This window comes from Streptomyces sp. NPDC058246, assembly GCF_042881985.1.
Classification (GTDB): domain Bacteria; phylum Actinomycetota; class Actinomycetes; order Streptomycetales; family Streptomycetaceae; genus Streptomyces.
Genome location: NZ_JBHVWZ010000012.1, coordinates 208383 through 228216, shown reverse-complemented (window position 1 = coordinate 228216; position 19834 = coordinate 208383). Strand labels below are relative to the sequence as shown.

At 72.3% G+C, this 19834-nt stretch carries 18 protein-coding genes; 11 read left to right on the top strand and 7 right to left on the bottom strand.

All coding sequences use genetic code 11. From position 1 onward, the window contains the following. Positions 1–79: 79 nt before the first annotated feature. Positions 80–427 carry a tetratricopeptide repeat protein gene (locus tag ACFVXA_RS20115; RefSeq protein WP_362022983.1) on the top strand — a complete coding sequence of 116 codons (348 nt, stop codon included), beginning with the start codon at positions 80–82 and terminating at the stop codon, positions 425–427. 343 nt (positions 428–770) lie between these two features. Here ACFVXA_RS20115 and ACFVXA_RS20110 read toward each other — a convergent pair whose 3' ends face one another. Continuing rightward, positions 771–2177 carry a PepSY-associated TM helix domain-containing protein gene (locus ACFVXA_RS20110; protein ID WP_390025867.1) on the bottom strand — a complete coding sequence of 469 codons (1407 nt, stop codon included), beginning with the start codon at positions 2175–2177 and terminating at the stop codon, positions 771–773. A gap of 218 nt (positions 2178–2395) precedes the next feature. Here ACFVXA_RS20110 and ACFVXA_RS20105 point away from each other — a divergent pair, with 218 nt between their 5' ends. Continuing rightward, complete coding sequence (locus tag ACFVXA_RS20105) at positions 2396–3052, top strand: peptide deformylase (RefSeq protein WP_390025865.1); 657 nt, start codon at positions 2396–2398, stop codon at positions 3050–3052. 362 nt (positions 3053–3414) lie between these two features. Here the strand turns inward: ACFVXA_RS20105 and ACFVXA_RS20100 are convergent, their stop codons facing one another. After that, entirely contained in the window at positions 3415–4848 is a 1434-nt protein-coding gene (locus ACFVXA_RS20100) for an NAD(P)/FAD-dependent oxidoreductase (protein WP_362022989.1), read from the bottom strand. Between the two features lie 119 nt (positions 4849–4967). Here ACFVXA_RS20100 and trxA point away from each other — a divergent pair, with 119 nt between their 5' ends. Further along, positions 4968–5363: a thioredoxin gene (trxA, locus tag ACFVXA_RS20095; RefSeq protein ID WP_390025863.1), complete on the top strand. Its 396-nt coding sequence runs from the start codon at positions 4968–4970 to the stop codon at positions 5361–5363. Between the two features lie 140 nt (positions 5364–5503). Here the strand turns inward: trxA and ACFVXA_RS20090 are convergent, their stop codons facing one another. The 3 genes from ACFVXA_RS20090 to ACFVXA_RS20080 all read right to left on the bottom strand — a co-directional run bounded on the left by ACFVXA_RS20090 (position 5504) and on the right by ACFVXA_RS20080 (position 9421). Beyond that, complete coding sequence (locus ACFVXA_RS20090; protein WP_390025861.1) at positions 5504–6940, bottom strand: aldehyde dehydrogenase family protein; 1437 nt, start codon at positions 6938–6940, stop codon at positions 5504–5506. A gap of 96 nt (positions 6941–7036) precedes the next feature. Further along, a complete protein-coding gene (locus tag ACFVXA_RS20085) occupies positions 7037–8215 on the bottom strand; it encodes a 4-hydroxybenzoate 3-monooxygenase (RefSeq protein ID WP_383748305.1) in 1179 nt (392 codons plus the stop codon). Positions 8216–8386: 171 nt separating this feature from the next. After that, positions 8387–9421, bottom strand: coding sequence for a LacI family DNA-binding transcriptional regulator (locus ACFVXA_RS20080; protein WP_390025859.1), 1035 nt, complete (start codon positions 9419–9421; stop codon positions 8387–8389). A 167-nt stretch (positions 9422–9588) separates the two neighbouring features. Between ACFVXA_RS20080 and ACFVXA_RS20075 the strand changes: the two genes are divergently transcribed. From ACFVXA_RS20075 to ACFVXA_RS20060, 4 genes are all read left to right on the top strand, one after another. Continuing rightward, positions 9589–11013, top strand: coding sequence for an amidase (locus ACFVXA_RS20075; protein ID WP_362023003.1), 1425 nt, complete (start codon positions 9589–9591; stop codon positions 11011–11013). A gap of 47 nt (positions 11014–11060) precedes the next feature. Next, complete coding sequence (locus ACFVXA_RS20070) at positions 11061–11285, top strand: hypothetical protein (protein WP_383904109.1); 225 nt, start codon at positions 11061–11063, stop codon at positions 11283–11285. Between the two features lie 274 nt (positions 11286–11559). Then, positions 11560–13053, top strand: coding sequence for an SPFH domain-containing protein (locus ACFVXA_RS20065; RefSeq protein ID WP_383748299.1), 1494 nt, complete (start codon positions 11560–11562; stop codon positions 13051–13053). 191 nt (positions 13054–13244) lie between these two features. After that, on the top strand, positions 13245–13700 hold the full coding sequence (locus ACFVXA_RS20060; protein WP_362023011.1) for a type II toxin-antitoxin system PemK/MazF family toxin: 456 nt from the start codon (positions 13245–13247) through the stop codon (positions 13698–13700). Positions 13701–14045: 345 nt separating this feature from the next. Here the strand turns inward: ACFVXA_RS20060 and ACFVXA_RS20055 are convergent, their stop codons facing one another. Beyond that, positions 14046–14888, bottom strand: coding sequence for a TIGR02452 family protein (locus tag ACFVXA_RS20055; RefSeq protein ID WP_383904113.1), 843 nt, complete (start codon positions 14886–14888; stop codon positions 14046–14048). Next, entirely contained in the window at positions 14885–15010 is a 126-nt protein-coding gene (locus tag ACFVXA_RS20050; protein WP_362023017.1) for a hypothetical protein, read from the bottom strand. The genes ACFVXA_RS20055 and ACFVXA_RS20050 overlap by 4 nt, the downstream gene beginning before the upstream one ends. Positions 15011–15181: 171 nt before the next feature. Between ACFVXA_RS20050 and egtA the strand changes: the two genes are divergently transcribed. The 4 genes from egtA to egtD are packed head-to-tail and all read left to right on the top strand — an operon-like array spanning position 15182 to position 19693. After that, positions 15182–16579: an ergothioneine biosynthesis glutamate--cysteine ligase EgtA gene (gene egtA / locus ACFVXA_RS20045; protein WP_390025857.1), complete on the top strand. Its 1398-nt coding sequence runs from the start codon at positions 15182–15184 to the stop codon at positions 16577–16579. Further along, a complete protein-coding gene (gene egtB, locus ACFVXA_RS20040) occupies positions 16576–17907 on the top strand; it encodes an ergothioneine biosynthesis protein EgtB (RefSeq protein WP_383904118.1) in 1332 nt (443 codons plus the stop codon). Before egtA ends, egtB begins: the two co-directional genes overlap by 4 nt. Beyond that, positions 17907–18734 carry an ergothioneine biosynthesis protein EgtC gene (gene egtC / locus ACFVXA_RS20035; RefSeq protein WP_362023026.1) on the top strand — a complete coding sequence of 276 codons (828 nt, stop codon included), beginning with the start codon at positions 17907–17909 and terminating at the stop codon, positions 18732–18734. The genes egtB and egtC overlap by 1 nt, the downstream gene beginning before the upstream one ends. Beyond that, a complete protein-coding gene (gene egtD / locus ACFVXA_RS20030) occupies positions 18731–19693 on the top strand; it encodes an L-histidine N(alpha)-methyltransferase (protein ID WP_383748290.1) in 963 nt (320 codons plus the stop codon). Before egtC ends, egtD begins: the two co-directional genes overlap by 4 nt. The last annotated feature ends 141 nt before the right edge of the window (positions 19694–19834 follow it).

Here is a 19834-nt window from a genome sequence, read left to right as displayed (position 1 = left end):
CCGCCGCGTAGCGACACCGTGGCGGTTGTGGAATATTCAACCATCCCGTGTGGTTGTGGCACGTCGAAGGAGGTCAGCAGTGGACATGACGTACTACGACCACGGGACGGCCGCGGAGCGCTGGGAGCGGGCGCGGATGTTCTTCGACGCCAGGGACTACGCCGCGGCGGCGCGGATCCTGGGCGGGCTGGTCGAGGAGGTGCCGGAGCAGACCGGACCCCGGCTGCTGCTGGCGCGCTCCTACTACCACTCCGCCCAACTGCGGCGCGCCGAGGCCGAGTTGCGGGTGCTCGTGGAGCGCGACCCGGTCGAGCACTACGCCCGGCTGATGCTGGGGCGCACACTGCAGCGCCAGGGGCGGCACGAGGAGGCGGAGTCGCACCTGCGGATCGCCTCCGCGCTCTCCGGCGACTTCGAACAGGTGTGATCACACCGTTGAGCGCCAGGGCCCAGGGAAGGGGCCGGTCACCGAGGTGACCGGCCCCTTCCCATGCCCCCGTCAGGCGCACCGTGACCACCCGCCGGCTGCACGGGTGTAGTCGCGCGGACGATCAGGAACATGGTCACGGCAGAGTTCGCCGAGGACAACGCGGACACGAGCGTGCCCACCGCGGCGCGCCAGGCGGACAGTCCCACCGCGGTGAACAGGGACACCCGGCGCCGGGCTGTCGGCGCGGGCGCAAGCAGGGCTGTCGGCGCGGGCGCGGGCGCGAGCAGGGCTGTCGGCGCGGTGCGCCATGTCCGGCTCCCTCCGGCGGTCGCGTGTCTGATCACGCCGCCTGGCCGCCACGGGCACGCTGAGTGCGCTTCTCCTTCCGGTGACCGAACTCGCCGAGGAGCACGTCCACGGCGATGAATACCGCGAGCGGGATGCCGAGCAGCGGGACGAAGTAGCCGAGGACGGCGACGGCCGCCATGGCGGGGACGAGGATCTGCGGCGGGACCTGCTGCCAGGCGCCACGCGGGATGGGCCGCCCGAACGCGGAGTCGCGGCCGCGCTGCCACCACATGCGGTAGCCCCACACGATGAGCAGGATCAGCGAGAGCGCGAGGGCCATCAGGGCGATCTGGTTGACGAGGCCGAAGAGGACACCGGTGTGGGCGTCGATGCCCCAGCGGGTCAGCTTGGCGAGCAACGGGTAGTCGGCGAAGCGGAGTTCGTCGGTCACCTTGCCGGGGGCGGGGTCCACCGCCACCGAGTCCTGCTTCTCCGGCCAGCTGCGCTGGATCTGCTTCACCACGTACGCGGAGTGGGCATCGGCGGGCGCGACGATCTCGACGGGGTCGCCGAGGCCCTTGGCACGGGCCGCCGAGAGGATCGTGTCGAGGTCCTGTGCCGTGGCCTCACCGGTCCCCGCGCCGCTGTGGCCCGCGTGCTCGGCGCCGCCCGTCGACGCCGAAACCGAGGGGGTCGCCTGGCCGAGCGAGGTGCGCAGTTCGTCGATGTTCGCCCCGGCGTACGTCGACCAGGTCAGACCGGTCGCCGAGAGGAAGATGAACCCCGCGGCCGCCCAGACGCCGACCGTGCCGTGGAGTCCCAGGGTGCGGCGGCGCCCACTGGTGCCGCGCACCGTGCGCTGGGCACGGCGACGGCCGAACCACAGCACCAGGCCACCGCCCGCGATCACCCACAGCCAGCTCGCGGCGAGTTCGCTGTACAGGCGGCCGTTCTCGCCGAGGTGCAGGTTCCGGTGGAACTCGTCGATCCAGGTGCGCAGCGGGAGCGCGCCGCCGGAGCCGTACTGTTCCAGGGCTCCGCGCACCTTCGCGGTGTACGGGTCGACGAAGACTGCGAGGGTGTGGTCGGCGCCCACGCCCGGAACGCCGGAGAGCAGTACGCGGGTGGTGGCGTCCGCCTCGGGTGAGGGGCGTACGGCCGAGACCGTGCCTTCGGGGTGGGCCTTGCGGGCGGCTGCCACCTGCTGGGACAGCGGCAGCTTGTGGTCGCCGACCGGGACGGTCAGCTCGTGCGCGTACACGATCTTCTCGGCCTGGAACGAGGCCGCGTACAGCAGACCGGTCGTGGCGGCTATCAGGAGGAAGGGCGCGACGAGCAGCCCGGCGTAGAAGTGCAGGCGCAGGATCAGGGGGCGCAGCGGGGACCAGACTCTTCGGGGCGGAGCCGGGGCGACGGACTGCGGGGACTCGTCCGTCGTGGTCGGGGGAGCGGTGGACATCGGCGGGGTTCTCCGGTCGGGCAGGGGACGAAAGCGGGCCGTTGGCCGGGGAGTTGGGATCCCTTCGCCGGTGGCGGTCCAGTAGTCGGGGCGTGGGGGTGCCCAGTTCCCGGGCGGGCGCGTGGGGTGCGTCACACGCGAAAAGACGCGGAGGACGTGGGACCCGCCTGGCGCCGCGCCGCCTCGCCCGGCGCGGTCCCGCTTGGCATTCTGGCGCGATGGCATCCGAACGAGACCCCAGCGCCTCCCGCCCCCTGAGCGACCGGGTCGAGGAACTCCTCTCCCACGAAGGCCCGTTGCCGATCGTCGCCGCCGGTGACCCGGTGCTGCGCCGGCCGGCCGACCTCTTCGACGGCCAGCTGGACCCGGGGCTGCTGACCCGCTTTGTCGCGGCCCTGCGCGCCACGATGCACGCGGCGCCCGGCGTCGGCCTCGCGGCGCCGCAGGTCGGCGTACCACTGCGGATCGCGGTCATCGAGGATCCGGCGCCAGTGTCCGAGGACGTGCGCCTCGCGCGCGGCCGGGTGCCGCAGCCGTTCCGCGTGCTGGTCAATCCGTCGTACGAGGGGGTCGGCGCGGGTCGGGCCGCGTTCTTCGAGGGGTGTCTGAGCGTTCCGGGCTGGCAGGCCGTGGTGGCCCGGCACGCCGAGGTGCGGCTCACGGCGCTGGACGAGCACGGCCGCGCCCTCGACGAGGTGTTCACCGGCTGGCCCGCGCGCATCGTCCAGCACGAGACGGACCATCTGGACGGCACGCTCTACCTCGACCGTGCCGAGCCGCGCTCACTGTCCTCGAACCAGGCGATGGCGGAGCGCTGGAACCAGCCGACGCCGGAGCGGGCGGCCACGGTCCTCGGCTTCACCCTGCCCGGCTGACGTTCCACCCTGCCCCGGGGCTGACGTTCCACCCAGCCCCACTGACGTTCCGCCCTGCCGACTGACGTTCTGCCTTGCCGGGCTGGCATGCCTTGCCGGAGAGACGTTCCGCCGTGCCTGAGTGACTCCTGGCGCGGCCGACTGCCGCCTGGCGTGGCCCGAGGCGCCACGCGGTTGATACCCCACGCGACTGATACCCGGCGCCGCGTGGCGCCCAGCGCTGCGTGGGGCCCGGCGCGGGCCACGCATCCGGCGCTGCCGGATATCCGGCTCCACCTCGCACCCATGGCCTGCCCGGGACTGCTGACCGGGTGCCGCCGCTCCCGGCGGCACCCGGTCGCAGTCCCGGGTAGGCGTCCCGGCTACGCGTCCCGGTAGGCCTCCAGCAGCCGCAGCCACACCTCGCTCACCGTCGGGTAGGACGGGACGGCGTGCCACAGGCGGCCGATCGGGACCTCCCCGGCGACCGCGATGGTGGCCGAGTGGATCAGTTCGCCCACGCCGGGGCCGACGAGCGTGAGGCCGAGAATGATCTCGCGGTTGATGTCGACGACCATGCGGGCCTTGCCGCGATAGCCGTCGGCGTACAGGCCGGCGCCCGCCGCCGAGGCCATGTCCACGTCCACGGCCCGGACACGGTGGCCGGCCTGTTCCGCCTCGGCGAGGGAGAGGCCCACGGCCGCGGCCTCCGGGTCGGTGAAGACGACCTGCGGGACGGCCGCGTGGTCGGCGGTCGCGGCGTGCGCGCCCCAGGGGTCCGACTCCAGGAGGGGCACTCCCGCCGCGCGGGCGGCGATGGCGGCGCCCGCGATCCGGGCCTGGTACTTGCCCTGGTGGGTGAGGAGGGCGCGGTGGTTGACGTCACCGACCGCGTACAGCCACTCGCTGCCGATCACCTGGAGGCTGTCGTCGACGTCCAGCCACGAACCCGGCTCCAGGCCGATGGTGTCGAGGCCGATGTCGTCGGTGTGGGGCACCCGGCCGGTGGCGAAGAGGATCTCGTCGGCCTCGATGCGGTCGCCGGTGTTCGTCAGGGCCACCACGGTCGAGCCCTCGCGGCTCACCGCGGTCACCGAGGTGCCGGTGCGCACGTCCACGCCCGCCTCCGTCAGGGCCTCGGCGACCAGCTCCCCGGCGAAGGGCTCCATGCGGGGCAACAGCCCCTTGCCGCGTACGAGGATGGTGACCTGGGAGCCGAGCGCCTGCCAGGCCGTCGCCATCTCGGTGGCGACCACACCGCCGCCCACCACGATCAGCCGGCCGGGCACGGCGTGCGCACTGGTGGCCTCGCGGCTGGTCCAGGGCTTGACCTGGGCGAGTCCCGGCAGATCCGGCAGGAGGGCACGGGTGCCGGTGCAGACGGCGACGGCGTGCCGGGCGGTCAGCTCGCGCCGCTCGCCGTCCGAGCCCTCGACCGTCACCGTGCGGGGCCCCGCGAGCCGCCCGTGCCCGCGGTACAGGTCGGCTCCGATGCCGTCCAGCCAGGCGACCTGGCCGTCGTCCTTCCAGTGGGAGGTGTAGTAGTCACGGTGGGCGAGGACCGCGGAGGCGTCGAGGGGGCCCTGCACGGCCTGCCTGAGACCGGGCACGCGGCGGGCGTCGGCGCGGGCGATGACCGGGCGCAGCAGGGCCTTGCTGGGCATACAGGCCCAGTACGAGCACTCGCCGCCGACCAGTTCGCTCTCCACGACCGCGGTGGAGAGGCCGGCCGCGCGGGCGCGGTCGGCGACGTTCTCCCCCACGGGCCCGGCACCGAGCACCACGACGTCGTACGCGATGGATTCCGTTTCCGTCATGGGGCCAGTCTGGTTCCTGGTGTGCGCCGTGGCCACACGGGTAGGGCGCGGAATACGCCCCCCGTGGGTGACGTTGTGGAAACCGGCATGACCCGGACGCCAGGAAGAAGGAAACACGTATGAGCAGCAGCACCGTGGAGCTCACCAAGGAGAACTTCGACCAGACGGTCACGGACAACGAGTTCGTCCTGATCGACTTCTGGGCGTCCTGGTGCGGGCCGTGCCGGCAGTTCGCCCCCATCTACGAGAAGGCGGCGGAGGCCAACCCGGACCTGGTGTTCGCCAAGGTCGACACCGAGGCGCAGCCGGAGCTGGCCGCCGCTTTCGACATCCAGTCGATCCCGACCCTGATGATCGTCCGCGACCAGGTCGCGATCTTCGCCCAGCCCGGGGCGCTGCCCCAGGCCGCCCTGGACGACGTCATCGGGCAGGCCCGGAAGCTGGACATGGACGAGGTCCGCAAGTCCATCGCGGAGCAGCAGTCCCAGCAGCAGGCCCAGCAGGGCGGCGAGTAGGAACCCCGGCCGCGCGCAGGGCCCCGCACTCGGATCGGACGGGACCCCGTACGCGGACCGGACAGAACCCCGTACGCGAATCGGAGCGGATCAGGCAGGACCCGTACGCGGAGCGGATCAGGCAGGACACCGTACGCGGATCAGAACGGATACGCCGCCACGTCACTGCGCACCGTCGTCCAGCGCACGTCGGTGAAGGCCTCCAGGTTGGCCTCGCCGCCGAAGCGGGCGCCGGTGCCGGAGGCGGCGATCCCGCCGAAGGGCGCGACGGCCTCGTCGTTGACGGTCTGGTCGTTGATGTGGACGATGCCGGTCGGGATGCGCTCGGCCAGGTCGAGACCTCGCGCGGTGTCCCGGGTGACGATGCCCAGCGAGAGGCCGTACGGTCCCGTGGAGGCGAGGGCGGCCGCTTCGTCGAGGTCACTGAACGGACGGACCGGTGCGACCGGGCCGAAGACCTCCTCCGCGTACGCCGGGGTCGCGTCGTCGACTCCGGCGAGCACGGTCGGCCGGTAGAACAGCCTCTCGTGCGTGCCGCCCGCCGCCAGCTTGGCGCCTCCTGCCGTGCTGGCTTCCACCAGCCCCTGGATCTTGGCGAGTTGGGCGCTGTCGATGATCGGGCCGAGGTGCACCTGTTCGCGGTACGGGTCTCCTACCGCGAGGGAGTCCGCCTTGGCGGCGAGCCGCTCGACGTACTCCTCGTAGAGGGAGGCGTGCACGAGGTGGCGTCCGGTCGTCATGCAGATCTGCCCCTGGTGGAAGAACGAACCCCAGGCCGCCGTGGAGATCACCGCGTCGATGTCGGCGTCCGCCAGCACGATCAGCGCGGAGTTTCCGCCCAACTCCAGGTGCGCGCGCTTGAGGTGGCGGCCCGCGGCCTCACCGACCGCGCGTCCGGCGGTGGTTGATCCCGTGAAGGAGATCACCGGCACCAGCGGGTCGGCGACCAGCGCCTGACCGGCCTCGGGGCCACCGGGCAGGACGTGCAGCAGCCCCTCCGGGAGACCCGCCTCGGCGAAGACGGCGGCGAGCGCAAGACCGCCGCACACCGCTGTGCGCGGGTCCGGCTTCAATACGACGCCGTTGCCGAGCGCGAGCGCCGGGGCCACCGAGCGGATCGACAGGATCAGCGGCGCGTTGAAGGGGGCGATCACACCCACCACGCCGACCGGGACGCGTCGGGTGTACGACAGACGCGGCGCCTCCGAGGGCAGGATCTGGCCGGTCGGACGGGAGGCGAGCGCGGCCGCCTCGTAGCACTCCTGGGCGGCGACGTGCAGTTCGAAGTCGGCCTTGCCCGGGACGGAGCCGGACTCGCGGACGATCCAGTCGCGCAGTTCGCCTGCGTGCGCGGCGAAGAGGTCGCCCGCCTTGCGCAGCACGGCCGCGCGGACGAAGTGCGGGGCCTTGGCCCACTCCGTCTGGGCGGCGCGGGCGTCCCGCGCCGCCGTGGCGACGTCGTCGGCGGTGGCCAGGGTGACGGCGCCCAGCGCCTCGCCGGTGGCGGGCTCGGTGACGGTGTACTCACCACCCGAGAGGGGGCGGGACTGCCAGGTCGTGGGGTCGAGCAGCGGCATGTCGGCTCTCCGTTCGATCTCTGATCACCAGCGGGGACTCGTCCGGTGCAATGGGCTCGGTCCATGCACCGATCCGGGCCCGGGAACCGGTCGAGCTCATAACGCGAGGGGGAGCCCCGTGTAGTTCGCGGCCAGTTCGGCCGCCGCGGGGCGGGATGCCGCGATCCGGCGCAGTCGCGCGAGCTGCACCCGGTGTTCGAAGACGTCCCCATTTGGTTGAGTGTGCAACATCCTAGTCATGTCGTCCGAGAAGCGCGTGGCCTGCCACACCCGGTCGAGGCACAACTCCGAGTAGCGGTCGAGGAGTTCGGACGATCCGGTGCGGCGCAGCCCGGCGAAGCCGCGCGCCAGGACCCGGACGTCGGACACCGCGAGGTTGAGCCCCTTCGCGCCGGTCGGCGGCACGATGTGGGCGGCGTCCCCGGCGAGGAACAATCGCCCGTACCGCATCGGCTCGTGCACGGAACTCCGCATCGGTGTCACGGACTTGGAGGTGATGGGACCGCGCTCCAGCCGCCAGTCGCCGTCGATCGCGAAGCGCGCGGCGAGTTCGTCCCAGATGCGCTCGTCGGGCCAGTCGCGGGCGTCGGTGCCGTTCGGGACCTGCACGTACAGCCGCGACACGGACGGCGAGCGCATGCTGTGCAGGGCGAAACCGCCCGGGCCGCGCGCGTAGATCAACTCCTCGCAGGAGGGCGGCACATCGGCGAGGATCCCGAGCCAGGAGTAGGGGTAGTCGTGCGCGTAGGTGCGGCTCACCTCGGCCGGGAAGGCATGCCGGGCGATGCCGTGGGAGCCGTCGCAGCCCACCACGTAGTCACAGCTCAGGGTCTGCTCGCGGCCTTCGTGTACGAACCGGACGACGGGCGCGTCGCTCTCCGGCTTCTCGACGGCGAGCGCCGTCGCCTCGAACAACAGCGGTGGCCCCTCGGCGAGTTGAAGGGCCACGAGGTCCTTCACGATCTCCGTCTGGGCGTAGATCGTGACGGTGCGGCCGCCGGTGAGCACGGGGAAGTCGATGTGGTGGCGTTCGCGGTCGAAGCGCAGCTCGATGCCGTGGTGGATCAGGCCCTCGGCGTCCAGGCGGTCGGCGGCGCCGCACTCGCGCAGCGCGTTCACCGTGCCCTGCTCCAGCATTCCCGCGCGCTGGCGCTGCTCGACGTAGGCGCGCGTCCGGCTCTCCAGGACGACGCAGTCGATCCCCGTCCGGCGCAGCAGCCGGGCCAGCAGCAGTCCGGCAGGGCCGCCGCCGATGATGCCGACCGTGGTCCGCATGACGCGCCTCCGTGTCCGATCCGGCCTCGGCCCGGCCCCGGATCCGGCTTCAGCCCGGCTCGGAATCCGGCTTCGGCCCGACTTCTGTGCGGCCCCCGCATCCCGCTTCGGCCAGGCTTCCGTCCGGCTCCGCATCCGGCTTCCGTCCGGCTGGGGACCAGATACAGCCTCTCAGCTGGAGTCGCGATGCACGACCCGCGCGCCCAGCACCTCGTGCGTCTCCGGCGCGGCGCCCGGTTCGCGCACCGCCCGGTCGACCAGCTCGGCGAGGTCGCGTCCGGACGGCAGCTCGATGTGCACGGTGCTCAGCCGGGGCCGCAGCAGCCGGCCGAGCATGAGGTCGTCGGCGCCGATGACGGCCGTCTCCTGCGGGATGCCGATCCCCGCGTCCTGCAGGGCCCGCATGAGCAGCATCGCGTACTCGTCGTTGTAGGCGAACACGGCGTCGAGGCCGAGGGAGCGCCAGCGCGCCGCGAGACGGGCGGCGGCCTCCTCCTCGTAGGCCAGGGGCAGCTCGGTCACCGTCGCGTCCGTGCCGTGCAGGGCACGGTGTACGCCGTCGAGGCGGGGCTTGGAGAAGATCTCCAGGCCGCCCCCCTCGGGCATCACGACGCCGATGCGGCGGCGGCCCCGGGCCAGGAGGTGGGCGCCTGCGCTGTGGCCCACCCGGTCATGGTCCATGAGCAGCGCGTGCGCGCCCTCGACGCGCTCGGGGCCCAGGGTCACGACGGCACGAGCGCCGGCGCGCTTGAGGACGGACACGCCCTGTGGACCGAGCCCGCTGCCCGGCACGAGGACGGCGACCGGGCGCAGCTCGGCCCAGACGCGGGCCGCCTCGTCACCCTCCAGGCCGACACCGCCGTACTGCACGACGGTGTAGTCGAGGCGACCGAGGGCCCACTGGAGCTCGTTGAAGAACTGGCTGTACAGCGGCCCCGCGGGCACGGTCGGCGCGGGCATCAGGACCATACGGCTGTGCCCGGCGCGCAGGCTGCGGGCGGCGGCGTGCGGGACGTAACCGAGTTCCTCGGCGGCCTCGTGGACCCGGCGGCGGGTGGGTTCGCTGATCCGGACGGCGCTGGTGTTGTTCAGGACGTACGAGACGGTCGCGCGCGAGACGCCCGCGAGGCGGGCCACATCGGCGCTCGTCGGCACGGGTCGTTGTGCGGGCGCCGGCGGGACGGACTGCTTCGGTATCTGCACCATGACGGACGGCATCCTTGCAGAAGCACGGCGAGCCACTCTGCGCCGGGGCAGCACGAAGGGCTCGACAGGCGGAACTCCCGCTTCCACAAAGGAACTTGCGCATCCCGTACCGGATGGCCCGTCCGAAGGTTACCGTTCGGTAGACGACGTGCTTCGGAGGTGTCCGGATGGCTCCCGACCGTGCCGCGGGTCTGGCGGAGTGTGCTCGCGCCCTCGCCGACGGCGAGGTGACCGCGCGTGAGCTGGTCGAGCGGGCGCTGGCCCGGATCGACGCGACCCAGCCCACCCTGAACGCCTTTCGCCGGGTGCGCGCCGAGGCCGCGCTCGCCGAGGCCGACGCGGCCGACAAGGAACTGGCGGCGGGGGTTCGGCGACCGCTGCTCGGAGTGCCGGTGGCGGTCAAGGACGACATGGACGTGGCGGGCGAACCGACCGCGTTCGGCTGCCCGGGCGACTACCCGCCGCAGGCCGAGGACGGGGAGGCGGTACGCCGGCTGCGGGCGTCCGGGGCCATCGTGATCGGCAAGACCAACACCTGCGAGCTCGGCCAGTGGCCCTTCACCGAGGGGCCCGCCTTCGGCGCCACCCGCAACCCCTGGCACGCGGACCACACGCCGGGCGGCTCGTCCGGGGGCTCCGCGGCGGCGGTGGCGGCCGGTCTGGTCCCGGCCGCGCTCGGCTCGGACGGCGCGGGCTCGGTGCGCATTCCCGCCTCCTGGACGCATCTGATCGGCATCAAGCCGCAGCGCGGGCGGATCTCCACCTGGCCGCGCCCGGAGTCCTTCCAGGGCATCACCGTCAACGGAACGCTCGCCCGCACGGTCTCCGACGCCGCCCTGCTGCTGGACGCGGCGAGCGGCAACCACGACGGCGACCTGCACCGCCCGGTCCCGCTGCGCGTGTCCGACGCGGTGGGCCGCGACCCGGGCCGGCTGCGGATCGCGCTGTCCCTCAAGCCGCCGTTCACCGCGCTGCCCGCCCGGCTCGACCCGGCCATACGGGCGAAGGTCGTCGCGCTCGCGGAGCGGCTCGCGGCGCTCGGGCACGAGGTGGAGGAGGCGGAGCCGCGCTACGGACAGATCGGGCTCACGTTCGTCCCGCGCGCCACGGCGGGTCTCGCCGAGCGGGTGCGCGACGCGCCGTTCCCCGAGCTCCTCGACCGGCGCACCCGGGATGCCGCCCGCCTCGGCCGGCTGCTGGGCGGCGCGCCGCTGCGGGTGGCCCGGCGGGCCGAGGCCGCCCTGCACCGGCGGATCGGCGCGCTCTTCCACACGTACGACGTCCTGCTCGCGCCGACGACCGCCACTCCCCCGCCGCCGATCGGCTCGATGCTGCATCTGAACGGCCTCGGCACCGATCGCGCCATGATCGCCGCCTGCCCGTACGCCTGGCCGTGGAACATTCTCGGCTGGCCCGGCGTGAACATCCCGGCCGGCTTTGTCGGCGAGGGCCTGCCCGTCGGCGCGCAGCTGCTCGGACCGGCGAGCAGCGAGCCGCTCCTCGTCTCGCTGGCGGCCCAGTTGGAGGCGGACCTGCGCTGGCACGAACAGTGGCCGCCGCACGAGGCTGCCGCGGATTCTCCGGCCGCGTAAGCGAGTTGGCAACGCACGGGGTGACCAGCGGCTTCCGGCCGTACCCTGTGAGCATGGGCGATGCGTCGATGGTCGGATTGATGGGCCGGGTGACCGGCACGGTCGGGCCCGGGCTCGTCGGCGAGGTGATCGTCCGGGTGCGCGGCGGCGCCGAGCACTTCCTCGCGTATCCCGCGTCCGCGAAGGAGCGCATCGAGCGCGGCACGGTGGTGATGGTGGTGGAGTACCTGCCGCCGCGGACCGTCTACGTCTCTGCGGCGTACGACAGTTGACGGCTTGTCCGTTGAGGCTTGTCCGTTGAGGCTTGTGGGTTGACTGCTCGTCCACTGACGGCTCGTCGGCTGAAGGACTCGTCCGTTGACCGTTCACCCTGTGCGTCTCGGCGGCGTACGGCCGTCAAGGGCTCGTCTGTGCGGGTCGCGTCCCAGGTGAGAACGGTACGCGTCAAGATTGCAACAAGGATTCGTCAGCGTCTGTACCCCGGCCTTGCGCAGGAGCACACTCCCGTTCGTTCGGTGCCGACAGGGCACCATGCAAAGGGGGCGTATGCCGATGGTTGTCGGCGTCGTGGCGGGGGCGGTTGTCCTCGCACTGGTCTTCATCGTTGTGGTCTTCAAGCTCATGTGGCGCGTCGCGGAGCCCAACGAAGCACTGATCATCTCCGGTTCGAAGCATCGGACCGAAGGCCTTGAAGAAGGCATGGGATTCCGCATCGTGACGGGGCGCGGCACGCTGGTGCTGCCGGGTGTGCAGGCGGTGCGCAAGATCTCGCTCGACCTCAACGAGACCGAGCTGCACGTGGACTGCGTGACCACCCAGGGCATTCCGCTGAAGGTGCGGGGCGTGGTCATCTTCAAGGTGGGCGACGACTTCGTGTCGATCGCCAACGCGGGGCGTCGCTTCCTCGACCAGCAGAAGATGATGTCGGAGCGTGTGCACAACGTGTTCGCCGGTCATCTGCGGTCCATCGTCGGCGGGTTGACCGTCGAGGACATGATCCGCGACCGGGAGAAGATGACCGGCCAGACCCGGGCCGCGTGCGGTACCGAGATGGAGAAGCTCGGTCTGATCGTCGACTCGCTGCAGATCCACGAGATCGAGGACCCGACCGGGTACATCAAGAACCTCGCGATGCCGCACGCCGCCGCCGTCCAGCGGGACGCGCGCATCGCGCAGGCGGAGGCGAATCGTCTCGCCACCGAGGCCGAACAGAAGGCCGCGGCCCGGATGTCGGAGGCGACCCGGGACAGCGAGATCCTCCAGGCCGGCTACCAGGCCGAGCGTGACAAGGCGGCGGCGAAGGCGCGGCAGGCCGGACCGCTCGCGGACGCCGCAGCCCGGCAGGACGTCGTCGTACAGGAGACCCGGATCGCCGAGCTCGATGCCCTCCGTCGTGAGCAGCAGCTCCAGGCGGACGTCCGCAAGCCGGCGGACGCCCAGGCGTACGAGACGCGGGCCCGTGCCGAGGCCGAGCGTGACGCGCGTATCTCGGCGGCGCAGGCCAAGGCCAAGGAGACCGAGCTCGCGGCCGCGGCCGAGGCCAACCGGGTCAAGACGGCCGCCACCGCGGAGGCCGAGGCGACGAAGGCCCGGGGTGCGGCCGCCGCGACGGCGACCAGGGCCACGGGTGAGGCCGAGGCCGCAGCGGCTCAGGCCAAGGGGCTCGCCGCGGCCGAAGCGACCCGGGCGCAGGGTCTCGCGGAGGCGGAGGCCATCAAGGCGCGGGCCGCCGCCCTCGCCGAGAACCAGGAGGCCGTCGTCGCCCAGCAACTCGCCGAGAACTGGCCGGAGATCGTCCAGGCGGGCGCGAGCGCGTTCGGCAACGTCGACCACATGGTGCTGCTCAACGGCGCCGACGGCATGGCGGACATGTTCGCCAAGGCCCTCACCATGGGCGGCACCGGCCTGGGCCTGGCACGTCAGTTGCTGGCGTCGATGAACCAGAACGGTACGAACGGTGCGGCGGAGAACGGGGCCGCCGGGATCAACGGGGTCGTACCGCCGCGGTCGGAGCGGGTGCCGGTGGAGAAGGACAGCTGAGGACGACTGAGGACAACTTAGGACGGCTGAGGACGACTTAGGGGGGCCGAGGACGGCTTAGGAGGGCCGAGGACGGCTGAGAACGGCTGACGACAACTGAGGACAGCCGAGAACAGCTGGGCGTGAGGCTTCGGGCGTGCGGGAGTTGACCCCCGTACGCCCGAAGTCCGTGCAGGCTCTAACGTGGCCCCGTGACAGCCTTTACCGACGCAACCGACGCAGACGTCCCCGGCCGCTACGGCCCCTCCGCGACCACCGAGGCCGAGCCCCGCGAGGTGGGCCGCGTGAAGACGGAGTACTCCCCCGCGCACGACGGCGACCCCGATCCCGGCGAGATCGTCTGGACGTGGGTGCCCTTCGAGGAGAACGACGGGCGGGGCAAGGACCGGCCGGTGCTCGTCGTCGCCCGGGAAGCCGCCGGGACCTTCCTCGCTGTGCAGCTCTCCAGCAAGGGCCACGACGGCGACCGGGAATGGGTGCCGATCGGCTCCGGTCCATGGGACCGGTCGGGACGCGATTCGTGGGTGGACGTGGATCGCGTACTGCGGCTGCACGAGGACGGCATGCGGCGCGAGGCGTGTGCGCTGGACCGGATGCGGTTCAACTCGGTCGTGCACCGGCTGCGGGAGCGGTACGGGTGGCGTTGAGCGCCGCGCGCTCGCTTCCGGATCCTTATCGGCCTCTCCCTCCGTCGGCTTGTCACCGGACTCCCGCCCGGATCCCGGCGCGAGAAAGCTTTGGACGAGGTTCGAAACGTCAGGGCAGCACGGGCCGTCCCCGGTCTGGGCCTGGCCCTCTCCTTGCCGTCCCCGTGGGAGTCGACCGCGTGGGAGTCGACCGCCGGAGCGGCCGGTAGCCATCGGTCACTCGTCCGGTCCAGTCCAGCCCGGTCCAGCCCGATCCAGTCCAGCCCGGTCCCATGGCTTTTCCAGGACCGGTCGGACCGGACGACCGTCTGCTGTACGTCAGTCACTGCGGGCGGAACTGGCGTTTCAGCGGACGCCGACCGTCGACGCGAACGCTTGCTCGAATGCGCGGCGCGTCGTCCCGCCCGCCGTGCGGTCCAGGATCCCGAACACCACGTGCTCGAAGTACCTCTCGAAGCGGCCCTCGATCAGCAGGCGCCGGAAGGCCTCCGCCACTTGTGCCGGGTCGTTCTGGAAGACGCCGCAGCCCCAGGCGCCGAGCACCAGTCTCCGGTAGCCATGGGTCGCGGCCGTCTCCAGGACCCGTTCGGCGCGTACGGCGAGGGCGTGCGGGAGGTCGGCCGCGCGCTCGGGTGCGGTGCGCAGGACGACTCCGGCATTGGGGGCCGCGGCGGTCAGGAATCCCGCCGTGTACGGCGCCTCGAGGAGCCGGCCGCGGTCGTCCCGGAAGACGGGCACGGCGGGTGAGTGAATGACACGGTCCGTGTAGAACGGGTCACGGTGGGCGCGGTGGTGGTCGTAGAACTTCCGGGCCCGCAGCAGGCACGTGTACAGCGCGGAGGCCCGGCACAGGGCCTCTTCCTGGGCCTGAGCGCCGTTCAGATAGCCGCCGCCCGGATTGCGGGCGGAGGAGAAGTTCAGGACGGCGACGGAGCCCAAGGTGCGCGTGAGCCGTCGGGCGGCCTCCAGACTGCTTTCGCCCGTGACCTCGAAAACCGTATCGACCGGAGTGACCGGACGCATCCCCACCGGCTCCGGAACCGGTCCCGGCCCGTACATCCGCGTCCCGGCCCGGGCGGCCTCGACCGTCGCGGCGATCGCCACCTCGCGCCCGGCGGGCGCGCGATACGCGCCCGCCGCGACGATCTCCTGCGTCTGCTGTGCGATCGCGCGGAGGCGTGCGCTCATGGCGCGACCCCCGTACGCGCCACGCGCACGCCCCGCGCGATCTCCCCCGTGCGTGCCATGCGCACGCCCCCCGCGATCTCCCCCGTCGTGCCCATGAACGCATCGTGAGCGATGCTGGTCATGCGGCGCAACAGAGTTTCGCGGCTCCGCAAACAGTGGTTCCCGGCCCCGAAAGCGACGATCTGCACTCTTGTGCGAACCGCCGATTGGGTCTTGGGTGGGACGGACGATTGCCGGTCCGGCCCACAAGACGCCGGGCCGGCGGCATGGTGGAATCTCAGGAGGATCCCGACATGTCCGATTCGGTGAGTGACTGTACGGAGCGCCGCTCCCGTGTCACCGAGGCTGAGGTGGAGGCGCTGGTCCGTGGCATCTGCTTCAAGACCGGCCCACCACGTTTCCTCGGTGTCGAGGTGGAATGGCTCGTCCACGAGCTGCGGACACCGCGGCTCCCGGTACCACCCGCACGACTCGAAGCGGCGTACGCCGCCCTTCGGACCCTGCCTCTGCGTTCGGCGCTGACCGTCGAACCCGGGGGCCAGCTGGAGCTCAGCTCCGCTCCCGCCGCCTCCCTGATGGAGTGCATCGGGTCCGTCTCGGCCGACCTCGACGCCGTCCGCGCGACGCTGCGCGAGGCGGGCCTCGGCCTCAGTGGCTACGGCCATGAACCCTGGAACCCCCCGACCCGCTTCCTCCACGAGCCCCGGTACGACGCCATGGAGCGGTACCTCGACCGCGCGGGGCCCGAGGGCCGCGCCATGATGTGCAGCTCCGCCTCCGTCCAAGTGTGTCTGGACGCCGGGTACGAGGAGCCGGGTCCGCTCGGGCACGGGCGGCGCTGGTGGCTGGCGCACCAGCTGGGCGCTGTCCTGGTGGCCGCGTTCGCCCACTCTCCCCTTGCCCAGGGGCGGCACACCGGCTGGCGCTCCACGCGGCAGTCGCTGTGGGCGGCGATGGACCCGGGGCGGAGCAGCGCGCCTCCCCAGGGCACCGACCCCCGGGCCGCCTGGGCCCGGCATGTCCTGGACGCGCCGGTCATGTGCGTACGCGCGCCGAGCGGCCCATGGGACGTACCGGACGGCATGACGTTCCGGGAGTGGACCCGGTCCGGAGCGCCGCCGACCCGGGCGGACCTCGACTATCACCTGACGACCCTGTTCCCGCCGGTGCGTCCGCGTGGGCATCTGGAACTGCGCATGATCGACGCGCAGCCTGGCGACGACGGGTGGATCGTGCCGCTCGCCGTGACGGCGGCGCTCTTCGACGACGTGGAGGCGGCCGAGACCGCGTACCGGACGGTGAAGCCCCTGGCCGAGCGGACGGGCTCGCTGCCCGCTCCGTGCAATCCGCTGTGGCGGGACGCCGCTCGGCACGGTCTGGCCGACCCCGAGTTGCACGAAGCCGCGGTCATCTGTTTCGCGGCGGCCGCCGAGGCGTTGCCCCGGCTCGGTGCCACCAGCGATGTCCTGGACGCCGTGGCGGAGTTCACCGGCCGCTATGTGGCCCAGGGCCGCTCCCCCGCCGACGATGTGCTCAGCCAATTGCTCGGCCGAGCCGCCGACGATCCATCCAACGGCCGGTCCGTCGATCGAGCCGGCGATCGAGCCGGCGACCGACCCGCCGACCGAGTCACCGATCGCCCCACCGGCCAGTCCAACGGTCAGTTCCACGGGAAGGACATCCGCACATGACCGCCCCCGATTCGCTCACGGATCCGGAGTCGCTCAGGGAGCGCGCGCTGGACGCGCTGACCACGGCGCGCGAACGCACCGCGCTCCTCACGTCCTGCGTGGAGGAGCCCGAACTGACCGCCCAGCACTCGGCGTTGATGTCCCCGCTGGTGTGGGATCTCGCACACATCGGCAACCAGGAGGAGCTGTGGCTGCTGCGCGAGGTCGCGGGGCGTGAGGCGATGCGGCCCGAGATCGACGGGCTGTACGACGCGTTCGAGCATCCGCGTGCCGAGCGGCCCTCGCTGCCGCTGCTGCCGCCCGCCGAGGCCCGCAAGTACGCGGCCGAGGTGCGCGGCCGGGCGCTGGACGTCCTGGAGAGCACAGCGTTCCAGGGCACGCGGCTGACCGAGGCGGGGTTCGCCTTCGGAATGATCGCGCAGCACGAACAGCAGCACGACGAGACCATGCTGATCACCCATCAGCTCCGGAAGGGACCGGCCGCCCTGACGGCACCGGATCCCGCGCCCGCGCCCCTGTTCACCGGCCCCGCCGAAGTCCTGGTGCCCGGCGGCCCGTTCGTGATGGGCACGTCCACCGAGCCCTGGGCGCTGGACAACGAACGGCCGGCGCACCGGCGTACGGTCCCGTCGTTCTTCATCGACACCACGCCGGTCACGAACGCCGCCTACCAGGCCTTCATCGAGGACGGCGGCTACGGCGAGCGGCGCTGGTGGACCCCTGAGGGCTGGGACCACATACGGGCCCATGACATCGAGGCGCCGCTGTTCTGGCGGCGCGAGGGCGGGCAGTGGCTGCGGCGGCGCTTCGGTGTCACCGAGCTCGTGCCGCCCGACGAGCCGGTCCTGCACGTGTCCTGGTACGAGGCCGACGCGTACGCGCGCTGGGCGGGGCGGCGGCTGCCCACCGAGGCCGAGTGGGAGAAGGCGGCCCGCCACGACCCGGCGTCCGACCGCTCCACGCGCTATCCCTGGGGCGACGCCGACCCCACCCCCGAGCACGCCAACCTCGGCCAGCGCCATCTGCGTCCGGCCCCGGCCGGCAGCTATCCGGCGGGCGCGTCGCCGCTGGGCGTACGGCAGTTGATCGGTGACGTGTGGGAGTGGACGTCGAGCGACCTGGAGCCCTACCCCGGATTCGTCGCCTTCCCCTACCGGGAGTACTCGGAGGTCTTCTTCGGTCCTGAGTACAAAGTGCTGCGCGGCGGGTCGTTCGCGGTGGACCCGGTGGCCTGCCGTGGCACGTTCCGCAACTGGGACTATCCGATCCGCCGGCAGATCTTCTCCGGGTTCCGCACCGCGCGCGATGCCGCGCCCGGGAGTTCCTGATGTGCCGACATCTGGCGTTCCTGGGGCCTGAGGAGCCGATCGGCGCGCTCGTCATGGAGCCGGAGCACGGCCTGTACCGGCAGTCGTGGACACCCCGGCGGCAGCGGTACGGGACGGTCAACGCCGATGGTTTCGGCGTGGGTTGGTACGCCGAGGGGGACCCGATGCCCGCCCGGTACCGCCGTACCGGGCCCATCTGGGGCGACCAGTCGTTCGCGGACCTGGCCCGTGTCGTCAGGACCACGGCGCTGCTCGCCGCGGTGCGGGACGCCACCGTGGCGGGTGCGGACGGGGAGGCCGCGGCGGCGCCGTTCGCCGCGGGCGCCTGGCTGTTCAGCCACAACGGCGCGGTGCGCGGGTGGCCCGGCTCCCTCGCGCCCCTCGCCGCGACCCTGCCCGCGGCGGAGTTGCTGTCGCTGGAGGCCCGCTGCGACTCGGCGCTCGTGTGGGCGCTGCTCCTGCACCGGCTGCGCGGCGGTGACGGTGAGAGCCAGGCGCTGGCCGACACGGTCCTGGAGGTCGCCGAGGCGGCCCCCGGGTCCCGGCTCAACCTGCTGCTCACCAACGGCTCGACGATCATCGCGACCGCGTGGGGCGACACCCTCTGGTATCTCACCGAGCCCGGCCGCCGCACCGTCGTGGCCTCCGAGCCCTACGACGACGACCCGCACTGGCAGGAGGTCCCCGACCGCACACTCCTCACGGCGAGCCGCACCGAGGTGCTGCTCACGCCGCTCAAGGACATGAACGACGACATGGCATCCTCCCCCACTCTCGGCTCCGCTGGACCGGGGGGACCCCCATCACCGAAGGAGCCCCGTACGTGAGTCCGTTCCTTCTCACCCGCACCCTGCCCGAGGACGCCACGGAGGCCGCCCTGCGCGCCGACGTCCTGCACGGCCTCAGCCACACGCCCAAGACACTGCCGCCCAAGTGGTTCTACGACGCGCACGGCAGCGAGCTCTTCGAGAAGATCACCGAACTGCCCGAGTACTACCCCACACGCGCCGAGCGCGAGATCCTGATCGACCGGGCCCCCGAGATCGCCGCGGCGACCGGCGCGCGCACCCTCGTCGAGCTGGGTTCCGGCTCGTCGGAGAAGACCCGGCACCTGCTCGACGCGCTGCCGGGGCTGCACACGTACGTCCCCGTCGACGTCAGCGAGAGCGCGCTCACCCAGGCCGGGCACGCGTTGATCGACGAACGCCCCGGGCTCGACGTGCATGCGCTGATCGCCGACTTCACCGGCGGTCTCACCCTTCCGGACACGCCCGGGCCACGGCTCGTCGCGTTCCTCGGCGGCACGATCGGCAATCTGCTCCCCGCCGAACGCGCCACGTTCCTGGCGTCCGTACGGGCCCTGCTGTCGCCCGGCGACACCCTGCTGCTCGGCACGGACCTCGTCAAGGACGAGTCGGTCCTCGTCGCCGCCTACGACGACGCGGCCGGAGTGACGGCGGAGTTCAACAAGAACGTGCTGACCGTCGTCAATCGTGAACTCGGCGCCGACTTCGACCCCGCCGCGTTCGACCATGTCGCCCTCTGGGACGCCGAGCGGGAGTGGATCGAGATGCGGCTGCGGTCGCGTGTCACGCAGACGGTCAAGATCCCCGCCCTCGACCTCGCCGTGGACTTCGCGGACGGCGAGGAACTGCGCACCGAGATCTCGGCGAAGTTCCGCGAGGAGGGCGTGCGCGGCGAACTGGCCGAGGCGGGCTTCGAGTTGACCCACTGGTGGACGGACAAGGAGGGCCGCTTCGCGCTGTCGCTGAGCATGGCCGGGTAGCCGGCGCCGCGATGGGTCGTGGGGGGGGGCGGGGCCGGGGGGGGGGGGAAGGGGAGGGGGGGGGGGGGCGCGAAAAACAAGCGGACCCGCCGGGGGCGAGGGGGGGGGGGGGCGGAGGGGGAGAGATATATTTTTTTTGTA